Consider the following 20,767-nt stretch of genomic DNA (forward strand, 5'->3'; position numbering starts at 1 on the left):
TCTCTGTGCTAATTTCATTTATAATTGTCTATCCCAACGAGCAAAAACATTAACCCATCCGCCTGAGATACTATCAAGCATAGATTTAACTAACTCGTTCTTTTCTTTTTTTCTGGATAATTCAATATTAACCAAAGAACCATTACTCTTAATTTCATTAGATAACTTTGACATATAATCTCTCCATTAACTCTACATTTGAAATAAAATAGTAGAGCAAAGTTAAAAATACGCAAGTATATTCCACAAATAAAATAATGGCTTTATACGCATTTTACAATGCATATATAATAAAAAACATTAAACCCTATAAAATACTTTTGAAATCAAAAAACTCGCTGCTCTTAAAAGACTTTAAAACGACATGTATTAATTAAAAAACTAATAAATTAAGCTAACATGTTAACTTAATTTATTAAATAACAATTAACTACAATCATAAGAAATCAATTTAAATTAGAAAACAATTTAATATCTATGATTATCTAAGTCGAATATAAGTGAATAACGAAAAAATAAACATTACTCAGCTAACTTAATCTGCTGCCAATGTTGCTCCATCTCTTCAAGTGTTGCCGTTTCAGTGGTTTTACCTTCTAGCGCCAGACGTGACTCGATTTGGCGAAAACGCTTTTCAAACTTCTGGCAAGCCTTGTTTAGTGCCATTTCGGGTTTATGGCCTAGGTGTCGTGATAAATTCACAGTCGCGAACAGTAGGTCTCCGATTTCTTCTTCTAGGCGCTGTTCATCAACAACCACTTGAGTCGCTTCTTCCATCACCTCATCTAGCTCTTCGCGAACCTTATCGACCACAGGCCCCAGCGTATCCCAATCAAACCCCACTGACGCGCAACGTTTTTGAATTTTATAGGCTTTCATTAAAGCGGGTAATGCGCTAGGAATATCATCAAGCACAGAAAATTGTGCCTTTTGCGCACGTTCAACAGATTTACGCTTTTCCCATCCAGCTAACGCGGCATGACCATCAGGATGGTTTTCTGCATCAAAAATATGTGGATGACGATGTTCTAGCTTATCACTCACCGTTTGGCAAATTTCATCAAAATCAAATAATAACTGTTCTTTCGCCATTTGTGCATAAAATACGACTTGAAATAGCAGATCACCTAACTCCCCTTTTAAATCACTGAAATCCTCACGCTCAATGGCATCGATCACCTCATAGGTTTCTTCTAACGTATAGGGAGCGATAGTTTTGAAGGTTTGTTGTGTATCCCATGGGCAACCTGTTTCTGGATCGCGTAGCTTGGCCATAATGTCCAGTAAACGTTCAATTGGTGGCGTTGTTGAATTCATATTTTAACCTTTTAAGCATAAAAAAATCCCATGCATCAAAGGATAACATGGGATCTTAGATTATTACTAAAACGTATTATTGTGAGTGGCGCTTGGCTTCAATCACATCGGGCAGTTGATTGAGCTTCGCTAGCACTCTAGCTAAGACTTGTAGATTATAAATCTCAATTGTCATATCAATTGTTGCCAATTGCTGCTTAACATCGCTACGACTGCTCACACCTAATACGTTAACTTTTTCATTGGCTAAAATAGTGGTGATATCACGTAGCAAACCACTTCTATCATTTGCGACCACACGTACTACTAATGAATAACCACTTGAGTAGTTTTCACCCCATACTGCTTCAACGAGACGCTCAGGAGCATGACTTTGCAATTCGGCGAGCTGTTCACAATCAACACTGTGGATTGAGATCCCTCTGCCTTTGGTGATAAAACCAATGATATCGTCGCCTGGGATCGGTTGGCAGCAACGTGCAATATGGTGCATAAGATTCCCCACACCTTCGACCACGACTCGCCCACTGCTATTACTCTGTGACGCTGGACGCGGAGCTGCTGTTTTACTTTCCAGCGTCTTCATAGCTTCACGATCTGCTTCCTCAGCCGTCGTCTTCTTGAACTTACTTTGTAAGAAATTAACCAATTGATTGATACGAATATCACCACCACCAATACCGGCCAGTACTTCATCCAATGAATGTACGTTATAACGTGCTATCAGTAGTTTCTCTGCTTCTTTAATCCCAATATCCAGATGAGCTAATTCGTTATCAAGTATTTGGCGCCCTGCCAGTATGTTTTTATCGCGATCCTGTTTACGGAACCAATTGTGAATTTTGGCTCGTCCGCGGCTAGTTGTCACATAACCTAAGTTTGGATTGAGCCAATCACGACTTGGATTTGGGTGTTTTTGAGTAATAATTTCAATTTGATCACCCATTTGTAATTGATAGCTAAATGGTACGATCCGTCCACCAATTTTCGCGCCAATACAACGATGCCCAACATCACTGTGGATATGATAGGCAAAATCCAATGGTGTTGACCCCGCAGGTAAATCAACCACATCACCTTTAGGTGTAAACACATACACACGGTCGTCAAACACTTGGCTACGGACTTCATCAAGCATTTCGCCTGAATCAGCCATTTCTTCTTGCCATGCAATCAGCTTACGCAGCCATGCTATACGGTTTTCATAACCACCGCCTTTACCGCCAGCAGTCGCACCTTCTTTATATTTCCAGTGCGCCGCAACGCCTAACTCAGCATCTTCATGCATTTGTCGCGTACGGATTTGTATTTCAAGTGTTTTGCCATTAGGCCCTAACACTACGGTATGGATCGATTGATAACCATTCGGCTTCGGGTTAGCCACATAATCATCGAACTCATCAGGTAAATGTCTAAAATGAGTATGCACAATACCCAGCGCGGCATAACAATCTTGTAAGCGTTCAACCACGATACGCACCGCTCGCACATCGAATAACTCATCGAAAGCCAGCGATTTTTTCTTCATTTTGCGCCAAATACTATAGATGTGCTTGGGACGGCCATAAATTTCAGCTTGAATATGCTCTTTAAGCATTTTTTTACGTAACGTCGCCACAAAGTTGTCAATGTAATCTTCACGATCAATGCGGCGTTCATGAAGAAGTTTGGCAATTTTCTTGTACTCATCTGGATGTAGATAGCGGAAACAAAAGTCTTCCAGCTCCCACTTTAATTGGCCAATTCCTAAACGGTTAGCTAAAGGTGCGTAAATGTTTGAACACTCTTTAGCAGCCAATACCCGTTCATCTTCTGTCGCGTCTTTGACTTCACGCAAGTGCGCGATACGCTCAGCGAGTTTGATAACCACGCAGCGGAAATCTTCCACCATGGATAACAACATACGCCGGACGTTATCCACTTGGATAGAGCTGGTTTCGCCTGATTGAGTGGCTTTCAACTGGCGAATAGCATCCATTTCAAGGACGCCTTTAACTAAATCGTGAATAGATTGGCCAAAGTCATCAATAACGGATTGGTCATCAAGTTTTTTTTCTTCAACTAAAGGAAAGAGGAGTGCGGCTTGTAAGCTGCCAATATCCATGCTTAGCGTCGAGAGAATTTCGGTCATCTCGATCCCACGCCATAATAATAATGGTGCAATTTCTTGCCCTGCTAATTTATCATGACAATATTGCCAGGTGTGGATAAGCTTTTGTTCTGATTGTGGATTATTTAGCCCTAACCCGCTCACCCACTTTTCGGGGGCGAACTCACCTGCTGGGGTAAGATGTGCACTTCTTACAGCAACCATATTTTCTCCTACCTATTATTTGGGCCATGTATAAACAGCGCCATTGATTCCAGATGACTAGTCTGTGGAAACATATCCAACATCCGCAGCTGTACTAGCTGATATCCGGCCTCAAGCAAAACTTTGCTATCCCGAGCCAATGTGGTCGGGTTACAAGAAACATAGACAATTTTTTCAGGTGCTAGTTTAACTAAATGTTCCATAACACCGGCAGCACCTGCCCGAGCAGGATCTAACAACACCTTATTAAACCCTTTTGCAGCCCACGGCTGAGTATGGATTTGCGCTTCTAAGTTTTCATTATAGAAGGTTGCATTAGCAATTGAGTTGCGCTGGGCGTTATTTTGAGCTTGTTTGACTAAATTTTCGACGCCCTCAACACCGACAACAGACTCAGCCAATCGTGCTATGGGTAAAGTAAAATTCCCCATTCCACAAAATAGGTCTAAAACACGATCATGAGGGCTAAGCTCCAGCCATTCAAGAGCTTGAGCAACCATCTTTTGATTAATTTCACCATTGACTTGAATAAAGTTTAGAGGACTAAACTGTAACCGCTCTTCAACAACCTGATATTCAGGAAGTACAGCGTTTTCATTCAATGGTTGTAAACTGTCTTCATCACCAGCTAACCAAATAGAAACAGAATATTGTTGCTCAAAATCTTTGAGTTGTTGTTTATCAGATGGCGGGAAAGCCGCTAAATGACGGATAAGCACGATCAGGCAATTATCAGCGCGGATCAACTCAACATGGCCTAATTTTGCAGCTATTTTTAGCTGGTTTAAGCAATTTGATAATGGCTGAATGAGCTTATCTAAATCAGGATGTAGCACTGGGCATTGCTTGATATCAACTAGGGTATTGGATTGTGTTTGGCGAAAACCCATCACCAAATGTTGATTTTTGTGTTGATATTGCAACCCAAGGCGCGCTCGACGACGGTATCCATATGCCTCGCCGAAAATAACTGGTTGCGCTTCTTTTTGTAGCCCCGTTTCTCTCGCGATTAAATATTGCAATGCGTTAGCTTTGCTTGTTCTTTGCAAAGCAATATCGATGTGTTGCTGCTGACACCCTCCGCATTGATTAAAATATCGGCAAAGTGGCTTCACGCGTGATGGACTGGTTGTCAGTCGTTTAACCACTTTGGCTTTTGCAAAACGGCTTTTTTCCTCAACTAATTCGATGATAGCTTGCTCACCAGGTAGCAGCCCTGCAACAAAAATTGCTTTACCATCAGAGCGGGTAACGCCTTGTCCGGCAGCATCTAGGCTATCAATAGTTACCGTGATTTGACGGCGTTGCGTGGTACGGCGATTTGGCGAGTAAAATTGGGCCATAAATTGTCACTACAAAGATTTAAATTTTAAAAATAGCGTTGTTAGCTCACTCAACAACGTAGTAAAAAGCGAGCTCATAATAGCAGTTTTTTTGCTAAGATGAGTTATCACTTTTTTACTTAACGTATATTTTTTTATTATTTTTGGTCGCTTTGTAAGTTTTTATCAAAAATAGAAATGCATAATTAGTTAGCAACTATGCTTTTACGATACTCTTCATATGCATAGTGATCGGTCATTCCACTGATGTAATCTTGAATTAATCGAGCGCGGTAATAGAATTCAAGAATGGATTTTTCAATTTCACTGGTTGCTCTAATGCCTTCAATAGCCTCACTGTATGATAGCCGGTGTTTGTTAGAGAGCTTATGAAATAAACGTGTCTCAATAAAAAATTGTTTATGATAGTTATTTTCTACCAATGAGCTAAAACTCTCTCTTTCTAACATCAATAAGGGTTTATAAAAATCCAATAATCCGCCAATGATGCGGTAACCTTGCAACTCAAGTTCTTCAACTTCATGGTGGTTAAACACATGTTTGAAAGCAACGGTTTTTAATACCTTAAGTAACCGATGTTCTGGGCTTTTATCTTCCAATAATGCACTATTAAAACGCCCCGCATAAATTTCAGGAAGGTTTTGGATAAAACGTTGAGCACTGTAACGCGCCAATTTGCTAGTAATATTGACACGTAGATACATAAAAAACTGATCTTGTTGAATGCGTTTCGTATGATTGTCACTGATGTTATTAAATGCTCCCATAATGGTTTCATCAAACAAATCACCTTTTTTGACCTCCCCCCATTCGGCCTGCAAATACCCCATTAATTGCTCGACCGTAAAAATCCCTTTTTCTGCGGCATCATCTAAATCTGCAATGCAATACGAAATATCATCAGCAGCTTCCATAATATATGAGAGTGGGAAACGGCAATATTTACCCATATCTAATTTTTTACATAATTCATTCACAAAGCTTGATTCTGACCAGTAATAGCCCGGTTTTTTCATTAAATAATCAAACTCAGTAGGGATAGGGTCAAGATCATAAGCACCGCGCGTATATTTTAAAATAGACCCGACTTGCGCATAAGTTAGGTTAAGTTTAAGTAAGCGATGCACCATGCGTAGCCCTTGGGCATTCCCTTCAAAAGAACACAGATCTTTTTTTAATTGACGCCGAAAGAGATCTAAACGTTTATCACCCGTCAAGCGCATGACTGCAATTTTACAAGGATCGGGGGAGCCTTCGCTAAACTGATAATCAGGTGCAAGTAATTCACTAAACCAACTTTGGATAGCGGCCTCGCCAAAGTGGCCAAATGGCGGGTTACCAATGTCATGCATTAAACAGGACATCTCAACAAGACTTTCAAAAGCATCAGTGCGCTCACTCAAGCCATATTTCTCTAACAGATTTTTCTTTTTTAATTCATGCAGCACCGTTTTACTGATATAACGCCCCACTTGCTGCACTTCCAATGAGTGAGTTAATCGACTTCGCACTGCTGCATTTTGTTCTAATGGAAATACTTGGGTTTTTTGCTGTAATCGGCGAATAGCGGCTGAATTGATAATACGCCCGCGATCACTTTCAAATAAACGATTAACCGCGTCTTCATTACTCGCTGAAACTTTCGGGCTTTTCGAACTGCTATAATTTCGTTGGTAATTCAATTTAGTCAGAAAATTAATTTCATTCATACTAGCGTCTGTTTATCTTTGAAGGTGAATTTTTATTCGAATTAAAGACATTTTAGGCAAGGCAAGAACCACTCAACGTAGCATCAAATGACTTTAATCGAACCCGTAGGGCAATATTCAAACATCATTTTTAACTCAAACCATAAAGAGTTAGCCATTAAAATGATAGATCAATTAATTTGGCTACTTTTTAACCTTCTTTATACTCTAAATAATTCGCGGTGCAGTTAGGCGACAAGTAAATGAGTCGCCAGTCACATAGTTAACTATATGACTGGTGCGAGTGAGCGTAGTCAACAACGCTGCAACTTGAAGTATGACGAGTATCGTTGTAAAAATCATCAGCAAAGATAAACAGGCTCTAATACCCCATCCTTTTGCCCAAGATTAATTAAAATAAATCTGCCGTTCAATGCTACACTTTAGCCATCTCAAGTATTATTGTCTAATTAATCAACGAGGAACCTAGTATCATGAAAGTGGGTATCATCGGCGCAATGGAGCAAGAAGTTGCTATCCTGCGCGAACAAATTGAAGGTTGCCAAACCTTAAGCCGCGCTGGCTGTGAAATTTACACAGGAAAAATTAATGGTGTTGAGGTTGCACTGTTAAAGTCAGGTATTGGTAAAGTCGCTGCCGCAGTAGGTACCACATTGCTATTAGAGCATTGCCAGCCTGATGTGGTCATTAATACAGGTTCGGCGGGAGGGTTAGATCCACGTCTCAATGTCGGTGATATCGTGGTATCGACAGAAGTTCGTTATCATGATGCTGATGTCACTGCATTTGGTTATGAGCCCGGCCAAATGGCACAATGCCCTCCTGCATTTATTGCTGATCAAAAACTGATTGCACTGGCAGAAAGCTGCATTCAGCAACTTGGAATGAATGCGGTTCGTGGTTTGGTATGCAGTGGGGATGCCTTTATTAATGGCGCAGAGCCGTTAGCACGTATTAAAAATACTTTTCCTCAAGTCGCAGCAGTTGAAATGGAAGCGACAGCTATCGGGCAAGTTTGCTACCAATTTAAAGTACCGTTTGTTGTGGTACGCGCAATTTCAGATGTGGCAGATAAAGAATCACATACCAGTTTCGATGAGTTTTTACCCGTTGCTGCACGCCAGTCGTCTTTAATGATCAGCGCTATTTTAGCTGAATTAGCGTAATACCTAATAAAAAGTGTGGGTTGAAAAATATCCATACTTTTTTGCTTATCTACAGAATAGAATGATGAAATTGTACCTCACGACACTACTGGCTGTACTACTGTTCTTTAATGCACCGACTCTAGCTGAAACTAAGCATCGTGTGATTAGTCTCTCTCCAGCCAATACAGAACTCGCTTATGCGGCCGGATTAGGTGAAAGCTTAATCGCCGTGAGTGCTTACTCAGACTACCCGTTAGAAGCCAAACAACTCGAACAGGTTGCCGACTGGCAAGGTATGAATGTAGAGCGGATCATCGCACTAAAACCAGATTTGATATTAGCGTGGCGCGGAGGTAATCCGCAACGTCCTCTCGATCAATTAGCCGCGTTAGGAATTCCAATTATTTACTTCGATCCTAATAGTATTGAATCCGTTATTTCTAGCATTGAACAATTGGCACAATACAGTCCCAAACCTGATATTGCTCAGCAATCAGCATCTCATATGCGTGAGCAACTGACTCAGTTAAAACAGCACTATCAGCAAGTTCACCCCCCAAAATCATTATTTATTCAATTAGGTACTCAACCGTTATTTACTACCGGAAAGGGGACTATTCAAAATGATATTGTTTCTTTGTGTGGTGGTAAAAATATTTTTGAAAACAGTGCCGTGCCTTGGCCACAAGTCAGTCGAGAGCAAGTGCTGACTCGCAAACCTGAAGTGATTGTCATGACAGGGGATCAAACGCAACAAAATGCGGTCAAACAATTTTGGAAAACACAACTATCTGTACCGATTATTCGTTTAAATGAAGATTGGTTTCATCGAGCTGGGCCTCGATCGCTGCTTGCAGCACAATCACTCTGTGCACAACTACACCCAGAGCAGTAATCGCCTTTCAATGGAAGTTTGAGGTGATTGACGAAGCGGGATCAATCTGTCATTTTCCCGCTCCGTTTATTAGACGTTATACGCTAAATGAAGAACCACAACCGCAAGTGGATTTGGCATTCGGATTGGTAACGATAAAGCGAGAGCCTTCCAACCCTTCAGTATAGTCAACACTACCACCAACCAGATATTGTAGGCTCATTGGGTCAACAACCAAAGCAACGCCTTGCTTTTCAATGGTCATATCGCCTTCATTGATTTTATCATCAAAGGTAAAGCCATACTGAAAACCGCTACAACCACCACCGGTAATGTAAACACGTAGACGCAGGTTTGGGTTGTCTTCATCAGAAACTAGGTCTTTTACTTTAATTGCTGCCGCATCAGTAAACTGCAACGGCAGAGCTGCATCATCACTCATTTTTTACTCCAAGCCGGTCAACCGGTAATTCAGCGTAAGCAGATAGCCTACTCAGATCAATTAACCTAATTATCCGCCAGCTTAGGTATTGATTCAAGCCCTGTTACGTAATTCAACACATTGTGCATACCAATCAATGCATTTGGTTTAATTGACTGTGTGCTTTAGTATACAATCATCGTTTTATACTCTAAATAATCCGAAGTGCAGCCAAGTGACCATAAAATGAGTCACGAAGTACCGACATAAGTAGATGACTGAACGCGAGTGAACCTAGTCACCGAACCTTTATTCAAGACGCTGTAACTTGATGTATGACGAGTATATTTTTAATTAGTCCCGACTCAGGAGCCCTGCATGAGCCATTCTTTAGATCTCTATAATCAAGCACAACAGCTGATCCCTGGCGGTGTTAACTCACCTGTTCGCGCATTTAATGGTGTTGGTGGTACGCCACTATTTATTGAACGCGCTGATGGTGCTTATATCTATGATGTTGATGGTAAAGCTTATGTTGACTATGTCGGCTCATGGGGACCAATGGTTCTGGGGCATAACCATCCTGCGGTTCGTGATGCCGTGATCAAAGCCGTTAATAAAGGATTGAGCTTCGGTGCCCCTACTGCCGCTGAAGTCGAAATGGCAAAACTGGTTTGTGAATTAGTTCCTTCTATCGATATGATCCGTATGGTTAACTCAGGTACTGAAGCGACCATGAGTGCGATCCGACTCGCTCGTGGCTATACTGGCCGCGATAAAATTATTAAATTTGAAGGCTGCTATCATGGTCATGCTGACTGCTTACTCGTGAAAGCAGGCTCTGGTGCATTAACCATGGGGGAGCCAAATTCTCCGGGTGTACCTGAAGATTTCGTAAAACACACATTGACTTGTACCTATAATGATCTCGCATCAGTTCGCCAAGCTTTTGAAAACTACCCTGAAGAAATTGCTTGTGTGATCGTTGAACCTGTTGCCGGTAATATGAACTGTGTACCACCAACCGCAGAATTTTTACCGGGCCTACGTGCACTGTGTGATGAGTTCGATGCATTGCTGATTATTGATGAAGTCATGACTGGTTTCCGTGTAGCACTCGGCGGCGCGCAAGATTATTATGATGTGCAACCAGACCTTACTTGCTTAGGCAAAATTATTGGTGGTGGTATGCCAGTAGGGGCATTTGGTGGCCGCTATGAAGTGATGGAAAAACTCGCGCCAATTGGTCCAGTTTATCAAGCAGGAACCTTATCAGGTAACCCTGTTGCCATGGCTGCTGGTCTAGCGTGTTTAAATGAAGTCTCTCAACCAGGCGTTCATTCAAGACTAACAGAACTGACAGATAAACTTGCTCGTGGTTTAGAGCGTGTATCAAAAGCACAAGGGATCCCAATGGTGATAAACCATGTTGGTGGGATGTTCGGTATATTCTTTACTGATGCCAAAAGTGTCACTTGCTACCAAGATGTGATGAAATGTGATGTTGAGCGTTTTAAAACCTTCTTCCACCTCATGTTAGAGCAAGGTATTTATTTAGCGCCATCAGCTTTCGAAGCAGGTTTTATGTCTATTGCACACAGCGATGAAGACATTGAAAAAACCATCGAAGCCGCAGAAGTCGCATTAGCCAAAATGAAAGCAGCTTAATTTATCCTATACAAGGAGGCGCTCCCCTCGCCTCCTTAAATAACTTAATTTTTAATCTCTCTCTTAGATTCCCCCATTTACATACTTTTATTGACACTAGATGGTGTACAAAGTACACTTTAACTATTGTGTTTCAGGGAGGGAAACCAATGGGTCATGCAATAGAATTTATCGAAACATCTCTTTTTACAAAACAAATCAAACAAATAGCTACTGACGACGAATTAAAAGCACTCCAAATCACACTTATTGGTTACCCAGATATCGGTGACCTGATCCAAGGGACTGGAGGTCTACGAAAAGTGCGAATGGCGACAGGTAATCAAGGCAAAAGTGGAAGCGCAAGAGTTATTTATTTTTTAGCAACTAAAGAAATAATTTATCTTTTAATGGCTTACCCAAAAACAGTAAAAGATAGCTTAACTGATACAGAAAAAGCTGAATTAAAAAAACTAACGAAACTACTTAAGAATGAGGTGTAAAATGAGTATTTTCAATGAACTGAAAACTTCATTAGAAGAAGCCGTAGAGATAAAAAACGGCAAAAAAAAGCCATCTAAGGTAACGCGTTATGAAGTGGCTGATGTGAAAGAAATTAGAGAACAGCTGAAAGTTTCACAGGTTGAATTAGCTGATGCATTGGGTACGAGTATTGATACGATAAAAAGCTGGGAGCTAAAACGACGCAACCCAACTGGCTTAGCTGCCAAAGTTTTAATCGCAATTAAAAAAAATCCCTCTTTGTTTCATGAACTAGCAGCGATTTAATGCTATAAATTTCTGCATAAAAAAATCCCCCGTCATTTAAACAATCACGGGGGATTTTATTTATGGCGCTAATTAATTATTACCGAACATTTCTTTCACCCAATCAGGCGCATCGTCGGTTGCTGGCTGTTCGGAATTATTATTTAAATCCCAAACTGGCTCTTGATTGGCTGATGCTTGGCAAAGCGCATCTGGATTATCGGTCCAAATAGGTAAAGTACGTCCGCCACCAAAGTCAGAACAATTGAATTGACCATCAGGCATTACCTTCATATCAACAATGCCTTCCGGCTGACGGTTGATTAAAGCTAATGGAGCCTGATTATCTAAATAACGCTGGTATACTCTAAGCGCTCCTGTAGAACCAGTTAACTGTGTTGGCTCATTATTATCACGACCAATCCACACAATGGCGACTTCTTTACCATCAATGCCTGCATACCAACTGTCACGTAAATTGTTAGTGGTTCCCGTTTTACCAGCTAAGTTATATTTGCCATATTTCGACAATAAAACTCGCCCAGTACCTTGCTGAACCACTTGCTGCATACCATATAGTGTCAAATAAGCCGCTTGGGAAGGTATAGCACGTTCTGCGGACGGGTAGCTTTGATAGATTTCACTACCATCACCATCAATGACCGAACGCAATGCGGATAATTTAGCGCGATTACCATTACCACCAATAGTTTGATAGATTTGAGCGACTTCAGCTGGTGTTAAGTTCACCGCACCAAGTAACATCGCAGGAACCTTTTCCATCGCACCAGCTGGGGCGCCTAGACGCACAAAAATATTCACTATCTGGTCTAACCCAACTTCTAATCCTAAGTTTACCGTTGGAATATTTTGTGATTTTGCTAAAGCATCAACCAGTAGCATACCGCCAGTAAAGTTACGGCTGTAATTTCTAGGCTGCCATGTTTGATTCCCCACTTTCACTGATAATGGTTCGTCTTTCAACCATGTGTTGAGGCGGAAACGGTCTGGCTCATTTAATGCTGCAAGATAAACAGGGGGTTTTGCTAACGAACCAATGCTCCGACGTGCATTAAGCGCTCGGTTAAAACCTGAATACTGTGGTTGTGAACCGCCAACCATTGCACGTACTTCACCATTAATACGGTCGACTACGACCATTGCCCCTTCGATATCGTTTAATTTACGATCTTTACGTAACTGAGCAACCCCTGATTCAACCGCTGTTTCCGCAGCAGTTTGCGCAACAGGATCTAAAGTGGTGAAAATTTTCGCGCCCGATAACTGTTGAACTTTGTCCCCCAGTTTTTCGTTCAATTCCTGACGCACCATTTGCATAAATGCAGGCTGTGAAGCCACTAAACCTTCTTTGGTCTTGACCCCTAATGGACGCGCACTTAATACTTGATACATTTCATGATCAATAACATTGCGTGTTTCTAAGATTTTCAACACGACGTTACGGCGCTTAGTGGCATTTTCAGGGTTAGTCCATGGATTATAAAGAGATGCACCTTGAACCATTCCCACTAGCAGAGCCTGTTGGTCAAGGCTTAGTTCATTGATAGGACGCCCAAAATAGTACAGGCTGGCAAGTGGGAAACCACGAATTTCATCATTCCCATTTTGCCCTAAGAAAACCTCATTGAGATATAATTCAAGAATGCGCTCTTTACCGTAATTGTAATCAAGCAGCACCGCCATAATGGCTTCGTTAATTTTACGTTTAAGGGTTCGCTCGTTAGTTAAAAACAGGTTTTTCACTAATTGTTGCGTTAATGTACTTCCCCCTTGAACGGATTTACCTGCCGATAAGTTAGCCACTACGGCACGACCAATAGAATAAAGACTTACCCCATCGTGCTCATAAAAATCGCGATCTTCTGTCTCAATCAATATCTTGATTAATGATTCAGGGAAATCAGCCAGTGGTAATACTAAACGTTGTTCATTATTAGCTGATTGCATCATGGTGATCAGCTTTGGATCTAAACGGAAGAAACCAAACGAACGCCCGTTTTCCATGTTTTCAATTTTATTCAATACCCCATTATCAAATGACATTTTAGCCAATATTTGGCCTTCTTTTTGATCGGGGAAATTAAATGGTCGTCGTAAAATTTCAATCGAATTGCCTTTTACCGAAAACTCACCTGAATTGGTAATTTTAGTCACTTTACGGTACTGCATACCTTCAAGCAAACGCACCATCTCAGCTTGGCTATAATCCATACCGGGTTCAAGATTGACCATACGGCCATAAACAGCAGCAGGTAGATCCCATACCTTACCATCAAGACGTTCCTTGATTTGTTGGTTGAGATAAAAAGCATAAGCGGCAAGTAACACTGCAAAAACGATCAATAATTTGACAAGTAGCCAAAACCAACGCCAATTACTTTTTGGTTTGCGGTTCTTGTTACCGTTATTTTTTTTCTTAGCCATTAGCTCGTCCTCTTCATCATCGAGGTCTTGCTCATCAATATCATCATCGTTAAATAATTCTTCTTCATAATCATAGTCATCACGGCGGTGGCGGCGTGAGTTAGATGGTTTTTTTTTGGTAGATGGTTTTCTACGTCTACCAATAGGTTCTAAATCTTTACCGGACATGGTCGCTCCATATCACCCGAACTCTTAACTGAATGCCTGTAATTTTGGCTTAAAAAACCAATTAGTTCACAGAAGAAAGCTCTTAATTACATTTCATTACGCTATTTAGCTATCACCTTCTGGCAACGAGTCCCTATTAGAGCACAAAACAGACTGATTTCGCACTTATCTTTTATTTTGCGTTGTCGCAAAAGAAAACAGATCCACGCAATCATTTCCCAAATGTTATTTATTGATAAAAAAGCCTATTTTAAACATCAATAAACAACGATTAAATAAAAGAAAAACAACCATTATTCAAAACAATTTTAAACTATTCGTGTATGAGGAATATGATGAATTACCCAGCAGAGCCCTACCGCATTAAATCTATTGAATCCATTTCTCTGTTATCGAGAGAAGAAAGGATAAAGAAAATACATCAGGCAGGCTATAACACCTTTCTCCTTAGTTCTCAGGATGTTTATATTGATCTACTTACCGATAGTGGCACGAATGCGATGTCGGATAAACAGTGGGCAAGTATGATGACAGGTGATGAAGCTTACTCAGGTAGTCAGAACTTTGAACTATTGAAAAAGACCGCACAACACCTATTTGGATTTAAATATATTGTGCCAACTCATCAAGGAAGAGCGGCTGAAAACTTACTATCACTTATCACAATCAAGCCTGGACAATATGTTGCAGGTAACATGTACTTCACAACCACACGGTTTCATATAGAAAAAAATGGTGCAACTTTTATTGATGTTATCAATGATGATGCTCATGACGCCATGTCAAACGTCCCTTTTAAAGGCAATATTGATTTAGATAAATTAAAACAACTAATTGAAGAAAAAGGGGCTGAAAATATTGCTTATATTTGTTTAGCAATCACAGTCAACTTAGCGGGCGGTCAACCTGTATCAATGCAAAATATGCGTGATGTGAAAGCATTATGTGAGAAGCATCATATTCGTGTTTTTTATGATGCAACTCGCTGCGTCGAAAATGCTTATTTTATCAAAGAACAAGAAGCCGGCTATCAAGATGTCTCCATTAAAGAAATTGTTCACGAAATGTTCAGCTACGCTGATGGCTGTACAATGAGCGGTAAAAAAGATTGCCTTGTCAACATAGGAGGGTTTCTCGCTCTTAACAATCAACAGCTGTTTGAACAGGCTTGCGAGTGGGTGGTTGCTTATGAAGGTATGCCATCCTATGGCGGCATGACTGGTCGTGATATGTCGGCAATGGCCATCGGCATGCAAGAAGCAATGCAGTTCGAATATATTCAACATCGTATTCTGCAAGTTCGCTACTTAGGCAATAAATTAAAGGCCGCCAATATACCGATTATTGAGCCTATTGGCGGTCATGCTGTATTTTTGGATGCTAAACATTTTTGCCCGCATTTAACGCAAGAACAACTCCCCGCCCAAAGCTTAGCCGCGCGTATTTATCTTGAAACCGGTGTTCGCACAATAGAACGAGGCACAGTTTCCGCAGGAAGAGATAAAATAACTAAGAAAAACTATTTCCCTAAACTTGAAACCGTCCGACTAACTATCCCAAGACGCGTTTACACATATGCACACCTTGATTTCGTTGCTGATGGTATTATTGCTTTGTATCAACAAAAAGAAACCATACAAGGGCTCAAATTTACTTACGAACCGAAACAGCTACGCTTCTTTACGGCTCGTTTTGCTTATATTTAGTTATCATATTAATTATTAGCTAAATTAATTGCTTTTTTCGTTTTATTGGTTGGTGCTGTAGTGGCAGGATCATCAGGCCACAGATGCTTTGGGTAACGTCCTTTCATCTCTTTTTGTATTGCGCGATAACTTCCTTGCCAAAAAGCACCTAAATCTTGTGTGATCTGTAATGGGCGCATTGCTGGTGATAATAGCGATAATGTCACCACCACTTGACCATGAGCAACTGTTGGATTCGTCGCCTGCCCATACATTTCTTGCATTCGGATCTCAATTAGGGGCGGTTTCTCCAAAAAATAGTGAATACTTACATTGCTGCCAGAACCAGCTAAATAATGCGTCGGCAATGCCTCATCGAGCCATTTTTTTTGTTGCCAATCTAATCGATGTTCTAATAACTCACCAATATTCAATGCGTGTAGCTGCTTGCGATGAGTAATGCCATCCAGATATGGCGCTAACCAAGACTCTAAAGAATCTAATAAAGTTTCATCATCAACTGCTGGAAGAGAAATATCAGGAAACCATTGCTGTGCCAATTGACAACGAATGCGTAACTGCTGGGCAAATAGGCTCAAATCCAAATTATCTAGCCCATTTTGACGAAGCCAATGCAATAATGCCTGTTTAATTTGCTGACTATTTGGATTTGCTAACCTTTCCGATTGGATCACCAGTTGCCCACATTGTAATCTTTTCCAAGCAATCAACGTTCCTTTTTGTTCATCCCATTCCACCGTTTCCTGCTGATAAAACAATTCAGGGCAAGTTGCTTGTAACGTTTCGATATCAATAGGCAGCGCCAACGCAATTTTCGCATCAGCTGATGTTTCAGGTTGCCAAAGCACAGGCGCTATTAACCATGCAGAAGTAAACAATGTCTCGTTTTCATCTAATGAAGCCCCTAAGCCACTGGATAATAAGTAACGGCCTTGGTTATCACGATTTTTAGCAATGCGATCTGCGAATCCCGCCACTAACAATGTAGGTAACCACTCACTTATCAAGTTGCTATTTTTGCCAACGGCTGATGTCACCTTGTGCCCGCTAAGTATTGAAGCACGCTTACACCAATTATCTGTTGGTCGCTCTACATAATAAGATAAATCGCAATGGTTTTGACGTGGTGGTTCTTCAATGATAGCCACCAGTAATGCCGCTAGTTTAATGACTTCAATGTGTTGGCTTTGTTGAGCCTTGTGCAGTATAGCGGCTGTACGCACAGAGCTACCTGAGCCCGCCATTCCCCTACCTACTTGAGTGAGTTGACCATATTGGTCAATAGCACCTAATTGCTTGAGTAAATTTTTTGCCGCCCCAATAGCAGGCTGTGGAGGACTATCTAGCCACTGTAATTGAGTCACTTCTTGGCATCCCCACTGTAATAGTGATAACCATAATCCACTTAAATCACTGTGCAGGATTTCTGCCTCACTAAATTGTGCAGCGCGTTCGGCTTGCTCCTGACTAAATAAATGCCAGCAAACACCTGATTCTAAACGCCCTGCACGCCCAGCTCGTTGCACCATTGAAGCTTGGCTTATACGCTGCTTAACTAATTTTGTTAATCCAGTTCTTGGATTGAATAAACCTATACGCTCAAAACCACTATCAACCACTAATCGAATACCCTCTATCGTAAGGCTGGTTTCAGCGATATTGGTGGCTAAAACCACCTTTCGTTTCCCTTCGGGTGCTGGCTGTATGGCTTGTTGCTGCTCTTTTATCGAAAGAGCACCGTACATAGGGCATAAAAGTATGTCCTCACTAACCATCAAAGCCAGCTCTGTACGTGTTCTTTCTATTTCGCCAACTCCCGGTAGAAATAGCAGTAACGAACCACTTTCCTGTTGAAGTAGTTGCCAAACAGCACTGGCGACTTCTTTATGAAACAACTTATTAGGGTTTATCGGTCGAAAGTGTCGACTAACAGGGAATGACCGACCTTCAGAAGTAATAACAGGAGCATGAGGGAATAACTGAGTTAGCCCTTGATCATCGAGTGTGGCTGACATCAATAGGATTTTTAAATCATCACGTAACGCTTCTTGAACGTCTAATAATAAAGCGAGTCCTAAGTCCGCTTGTAAGCTTCGCTCATGAAACTCATCCAATATAATCAGGCCGATTCCCTCTAACATAGGATCCTGTTGCAGCATTCGAGTTAAAACACCTTCGGTAACCACTTCGATACGCGTTTTGCCACTAATTCGGCTTTCAGAGCGCATGCGTAGGCCAACTGTATGCCCAACCTCCTCTTCGAGTTGCTGGGCTAAACGAGCAGCCACACTACGAGCAGCAATACGCCTCGGCTCCAACATGATAATTCGCCCATCAATGATCCCGCTTTCTAATATAAGAAGTGGAAGAACCGTTGATTTGCCCGCACCAGTGGGTGCATGCAGTAGAACTTGGGGTGATTGTTGTAGTGCTGTCAGTAAGGGATCACTAACATCATGAATGGGTAGCACGTGAATAATAACTCCAATGATGTTTAACTTTTGCAAATAAAGATTGTAGCATGAACCATTATCTTTCTTGAGTGTAACTCTTTGGAGACAACATGGAATTTTCGCCTCCTTTGCAACCTGCTACTTTAATTAAACGCTATAAACGCTTTTTAGCTGATGTTGTGACCCCGGAAGGTCAAGTCATGACAATCCACTGTGCAAATACAGGTGCCATGACAGGGTGTGCAACACCTGGTGATACAGTTTGGTATTCCACATCGGATAACGCGAAAAGAAAGTACCCTCATAGCTGGGAAATCACCCAAACATCACAAAATCATCTTATTTGCATCAACACATTACGAGCAAATCAACTCGTCGCTGAAGCGTTGTCGCAAAAAAACATTCCAGAATTATCCGAATATAGTGTAATAAAGCCTGAGATGAAATATGGTTCGGAAAATAGCCGTATTGATTTTCTTCTGTCCGGTGATGGGCTACCTGATTGTTTTATCGAGGTAAAATCAGTAACTTTACTGGAAAATAACCATGGTTATTTCCCTGATGCAGTCACCGTGCGCGGACAAAAACATTTACGTGAGTTAACAATAATTGCTAAAGAGGGAAAAAGAGCCATACTGTTGTTTGCGGTTTTGCATACGGGGATCTACGAGGTATCAGCAGCTGCCCATATCGATAAGCAATACGCTAAACTTTTAGATGAAGCTATCGAAAGTGGTGTCGAAGTACTGTGTTATCAAGTAGATATCAATACACAAAAAATGCTATTGGGTCAAAATATTAAGTTTACTTCCATCAAATAATGATGGCTTAATTGTTTATTAAAGTGAGGACGCATGGGTTCTGGGGGCTTAAAAAGGAATAAACACGCGCGCCTTCACAGCATTACAAAACTCATAACATGAATGATTGCCAAGACGGCACTCTTCTGCTATTTATAGCGACCTTAATTTTTCCCCTTTGGGGTTTTGTGAAATTTGCGTGTGTAGGAGAAGCATTATGCAAGAAGGGCAAAAACGTAAGACATCGTCCTTAAGCATTCTCGCCATTGCTGGGGTTGAACCCTATCATGAAAAAGCTGGCGAAGAGTACATGAACGAAGCCCAGTTGGCGCATTTTAAGCTCATTCTCGAAGCATGGCGCAATCAACTCAGGGATGAAGTCGACCGGACAGTTACTCATATGCAAGATGAGGCAGCTAACTTTCCAGACCCTGTTGATCGGGCAGCTCAGGAAGAAGAATTCAGTCTTGAATTACGTAACCGGGATCGTGAACGTAAGTTGATTAAGAAAATCGAGAAGACACTGAAAAAAGTCGAAGAAGATGATTTTGGCTTTTGTGAATCATGTGGAGTGGAAATCGGTATCCGTCGTTTGGAAGCCCGCCCTACCGCTGATTTATGTATTGACTGTAAAACATTAGCAGAAATTCGTGAAAAGCAAATGGCTGGCTAATTGCTGATTATGGAGTCCTTAACGGCGCAACTCAGGCTGCGCCGTTACAAGGAAATCTATTAATGAAAAGCACAACATCCCCTTATATCGGTCGTTTCGCTCCCTCTCCTTCTGGTAACCTACATTTAGGCTCCCTTGTCACTGCATTAGGTAGTTATCTGCAAGCTCGCTCACAAAATGGTAAGTGGTTAGTTCGTATCGATGATATCGATCCTCCCAGAGAAGTTGCAGGGGCATCTCAACGTATTTTAACCACACTCGAACACTACGGTTTATATTGGGACGATCACGTTTTATACCAGTCACAGCGCCATGATGCCTATCGAGAAGCCTTAGAGTATCTCCACCAGCAAGGGAAAAGCTACTATTGCACCTGCTCTCGTCACCGCATTAAAGAGTTACAGGGGCATTATGATGGGCACTGTCGCCATCTCCAACTCCCCGCTCTCGACGCAGCGATACGTTTAAAACAGACTCACCCTGTTTATCAATTTACCGATAAAATACGAGGCACTGTTTATACAGAAGCCAATGTGGCAGAAGAAGATGTTATTATTCACCGTAAAGATGGATTGTTTGCTTATAATTTAGTCGTTGTAGTGGATGACCACTATCAAAATGTCACAGAGGTGGTAAGAGGTGCGGATCTGATCCCTGCCACGCTACAGCAAATTTCACTCTATCATCATCTTTCTCTACCCATTCCTCGTTATGCCCATTTACCATTAATCCTAAATCATGATAATAATAAGCTATCAAAGCAAAATCATGCCACTGCGCTGCCAATGACCGATCCTCGCCCTGTTATATGCCATGCGTTAGCATTGTTGAAACAACCGCCAATCGCGCATTGGCAGGATCTGAATACGCATCAGTTATTAGAAATAGCAACGCGTCAATGGCAGTTAGCAGTGATCCCATCTCATGATATTATTGATAAGACTTATGACTGAATATGACTTTTATGCGTTTAAGCATTCT

The 20,767-nt window shown here is 41.3% G+C and carries 17 protein-coding genes; 9 read left to right on the forward strand and 8 right to left on the reverse strand.

Going from position 1 to position 20,767, the window contains the following annotated elements; translation table 11 throughout:
- Window positions 1-18 precede the first annotated feature (18 nt).
- The 5 genes from xyeA to dgt all read right to left on the reverse strand — a co-directional run bounded on the left by xyeA (window position 19) and on the right by dgt (window position 6,683).
- Window positions 19-174 carry a XyeA family cyclophane-containing RiPP triceptide gene (gene xyeA / locus SC428_RS09835; protein WP_283125590.1) on the reverse strand — a complete coding sequence of 52 codons (156 nt, stop codon included), beginning with the start codon at window positions 172-174 and terminating at the stop codon, window positions 19-21.
- Between the two features lie 348 nt (window positions 175-522).
- On the reverse strand, window positions 523-1,317 hold the full coding sequence (gene mazG / locus SC428_RS09840; protein ID WP_318707364.1) for a nucleoside triphosphate pyrophosphohydrolase: 795 nt from the start codon (window positions 1,315-1,317) through the stop codon (window positions 523-525).
- 76 nt (window positions 1,318-1,393) lie between these two features.
- Complete coding sequence (gene relA, locus SC428_RS09845; protein WP_070925191.1) at window positions 1,394-3,631, reverse strand: GTP diphosphokinase; 2,238 nt, start codon at window positions 3,629-3,631, stop codon at window positions 1,394-1,396.
- A gap of 8 nt (window positions 3,632-3,639) precedes the next feature.
- Window positions 3,640-4,974 (reverse strand): 23S rRNA (uracil(1939)-C(5))-methyltransferase RlmD, encoded by a 1,335-nt coding sequence (rlmD, locus tag SC428_RS09850; RefSeq protein WP_318707366.1) that lies wholly within the window; start codon window positions 4,972-4,974, stop codon window positions 3,640-3,642.
- A gap of 185 nt (window positions 4,975-5,159) precedes the next feature.
- The gene (gene dgt / locus SC428_RS09855) at window positions 5,160-6,683 is read right to left on the reverse strand and encodes a dGTPase (protein WP_070925193.1); all 1,524 of its coding nucleotides are present in this window, start codon (window positions 6,681-6,683) and stop codon (window positions 5,160-5,162) included.
- Window positions 6,684-7,156: 473 nt separating this feature from the next.
- On the opposite strand from dgt, the gene mtnN reads away from it, so the two are divergent.
- Window positions 7,157-7,849, forward strand: coding sequence for a 5'-methylthioadenosine/S-adenosylhomocysteine nucleosidase (mtnN, locus tag SC428_RS09860; protein WP_070925194.1), 693 nt, complete (start codon window positions 7,157-7,159; stop codon window positions 7,847-7,849).
- A 61-nt stretch (window positions 7,850-7,910) separates the two neighbouring features.
- A complete protein-coding gene (gene btuF, locus SC428_RS09865; protein ID WP_283125587.1) occupies window positions 7,911-8,726 on the forward strand; it encodes a vitamin B12 ABC transporter substrate-binding protein BtuF in 816 nt (271 codons plus the stop codon).
- Between the two features lie 76 nt (window positions 8,727-8,802).
- Here btuF and erpA read toward each other — a convergent pair whose 3' ends face one another.
- Window positions 8,803-9,147, reverse strand: a complete 345-nt coding sequence (gene erpA / locus SC428_RS09870; RefSeq protein ID WP_070925196.1) for an iron-sulfur cluster insertion protein ErpA — start codon at window positions 9,145-9,147, stop codon at window positions 8,803-8,805.
- Between the two features lie 357 nt (window positions 9,148-9,504).
- Here erpA and hemL point away from each other — a divergent pair, with 357 nt between their 5' ends.
- The 3 genes from hemL to nadS all read left to right on the forward strand — a co-directional run bounded on the left by hemL (window position 9,505) and on the right by nadS (window position 11,562).
- On the forward strand, window positions 9,505-10,794 hold the full coding sequence (hemL, locus tag SC428_RS09875) for a glutamate-1-semialdehyde 2,1-aminomutase (protein ID WP_070925197.1): 1,290 nt from the start codon (window positions 9,505-9,507) through the stop codon (window positions 10,792-10,794).
- A gap of 149 nt (window positions 10,795-10,943) precedes the next feature.
- Window positions 10,944-11,276, forward strand: coding sequence for a type II toxin-antitoxin system RelE/ParE family toxin (locus SC428_RS09880; protein WP_283125586.1), 333 nt, complete (start codon window positions 10,944-10,946; stop codon window positions 11,274-11,276).
- A gap of 1 nt (window position 11,277) precedes the next feature.
- Window positions 11,278-11,562: a NadS family protein gene (nadS, locus tag SC428_RS09885; RefSeq protein ID WP_070925199.1), complete on the forward strand. Its 285-nt coding sequence runs from the start codon at window positions 11,278-11,280 to the stop codon at window positions 11,560-11,562.
- 72 nt (window positions 11,563-11,634) lie between these two features.
- Here nadS and mrcB read toward each other — a convergent pair whose 3' ends face one another.
- Entirely contained in the window at window positions 11,635-14,154 is a 2,520-nt protein-coding gene (gene mrcB, locus SC428_RS09890) for a bifunctional glycosyl transferase/transpeptidase (protein WP_318707372.1), read from the reverse strand.
- 335 nt (window positions 14,155-14,489) lie between these two features.
- On the opposite strand from mrcB, the gene SC428_RS09895 reads away from it, so the two are divergent.
- Window positions 14,490-15,860, forward strand: a complete 1,371-nt coding sequence (locus SC428_RS09895) for a tyrosine phenol-lyase (RefSeq protein ID WP_318707374.1) — start codon at window positions 14,490-14,492, stop codon at window positions 15,858-15,860.
- An 8-nt stretch (window positions 15,861-15,868) separates the two neighbouring features.
- On the opposite strand, the gene hrpB is transcribed toward SC428_RS09895, so the two are convergent.
- Window positions 15,869-18,337 (reverse strand): ATP-dependent helicase HrpB, encoded by a 2,469-nt coding sequence (gene hrpB, locus SC428_RS09900; protein ID WP_318707464.1) that lies wholly within the window; start codon window positions 18,335-18,337, stop codon window positions 15,869-15,871.
- An 86-nt stretch (window positions 18,338-18,423) separates the two neighbouring features.
- Here hrpB and sfsA point away from each other — a divergent pair, with 86 nt between their 5' ends.
- The 3 genes from sfsA (at window position 18,424) to gluQRS (ending at window position 20,739) form a co-directional block, all read left to right on the forward strand.
- Window positions 18,424-19,134 (forward strand): DNA/RNA nuclease SfsA, encoded by a 711-nt coding sequence (gene sfsA / locus SC428_RS09905; protein ID WP_272580232.1) that lies wholly within the window; start codon window positions 18,424-18,426, stop codon window positions 19,132-19,134.
- Between the two features lie 196 nt (window positions 19,135-19,330).
- Window positions 19,331-19,786: an RNA polymerase-binding protein DksA gene (dksA, locus tag SC428_RS09910; RefSeq protein ID WP_004922522.1), complete on the forward strand. Its 456-nt coding sequence runs from the start codon at window positions 19,331-19,333 to the stop codon at window positions 19,784-19,786.
- A 62-nt stretch (window positions 19,787-19,848) separates the two neighbouring features.
- Window positions 19,849-20,739 (forward strand): tRNA glutamyl-Q(34) synthetase GluQRS, encoded by an 891-nt coding sequence (gluQRS, locus tag SC428_RS09915; protein ID WP_070927717.1) that lies wholly within the window; start codon window positions 19,849-19,851, stop codon window positions 20,737-20,739.
- The last annotated feature ends 28 nt before the right edge of the window (window positions 20,740-20,767 follow it).

This window comes from Providencia sp. 2023EL-00965 (genome assembly GCF_033550225.1).
Taxonomy (GTDB): Bacteria; Pseudomonadota; Gammaproteobacteria; order Enterobacterales; family Enterobacteriaceae; genus Providencia; species Providencia manganoxydans.

Bases quoted from the DNA above. Each gene is read 5' to 3' on its own strand.
- xyeA (WP_283125590.1), bottom strand. From the start codon at position 174: ATGTCAAAGTTATCTAATGAAATTAAGAGTAATGGTTCTTTGGTTAAT.
- mazG (WP_318707364.1), bottom strand. From the start codon at position 1,317: ATGAATTCAACAACGCCACCAATTGAACGTTTACTGGACATTATGGCC.
- relA (WP_070925191.1), bottom strand. From the start codon at position 3,631: ATGGTTGCTGTAAGAAGTGCACATCTTACCCCAGCAGGTGAGTTCGCC.
- rlmD (WP_318707366.1), bottom strand. From the start codon at position 4,974: ATGGCCCAATTTTACTCGCCAAATCGCCGTACCACGCAACGCCGTCAA.
- dgt (WP_070925193.1), bottom strand. From the start codon at position 6,683: ATGAATGAAATTAATTTTCTGACTAAATTGAATTACCAACGAAATTAT.
- mtnN (WP_070925194.1), top strand. From the start codon at position 7,157: ATGAAAGTGGGTATCATCGGCGCAATGGAGCAAGAAGTTGCTATCCTG.
- btuF (WP_283125587.1), top strand. From the start codon at position 7,911: ATGATGAAATTGTACCTCACGACACTACTGGCTGTACTACTGTTCTTT.
- erpA (WP_070925196.1), bottom strand. From the start codon at position 9,147: ATGAGTGATGATGCAGCTCTGCCGTTGCAGTTTACTGATGCGGCAGCA.
- hemL (WP_070925197.1), top strand. From the start codon at position 9,505: ATGAGCCATTCTTTAGATCTCTATAATCAAGCACAACAGCTGATCCCT.
- SC428_RS09880 (WP_283125586.1), top strand. From the start codon at position 10,944: ATGGGTCATGCAATAGAATTTATCGAAACATCTCTTTTTACAAAACAA.
- nadS (WP_070925199.1), top strand. From the start codon at position 11,278: ATGAGTATTTTCAATGAACTGAAAACTTCATTAGAAGAAGCCGTAGAG.
- mrcB (WP_318707372.1), bottom strand. From the start codon at position 14,154: ATGTCCGGTAAAGATTTAGAACCTATTGGTAGACGTAGAAAACCATCT.
- SC428_RS09895 (WP_318707374.1), top strand. From the start codon at position 14,490: ATGAATTACCCAGCAGAGCCCTACCGCATTAAATCTATTGAATCCATT.
- sfsA (WP_272580232.1), top strand. From the start codon at position 18,424: ATGGAATTTTCGCCTCCTTTGCAACCTGCTACTTTAATTAAACGCTAT.
- dksA (WP_004922522.1), top strand. From the start codon at position 19,331: ATGCAAGAAGGGCAAAAACGTAAGACATCGTCCTTAAGCATTCTCGCC.
- gluQRS (WP_070927717.1), top strand. From the start codon at position 19,849: ATGAAAAGCACAACATCCCCTTATATCGGTCGTTTCGCTCCCTCTCCT.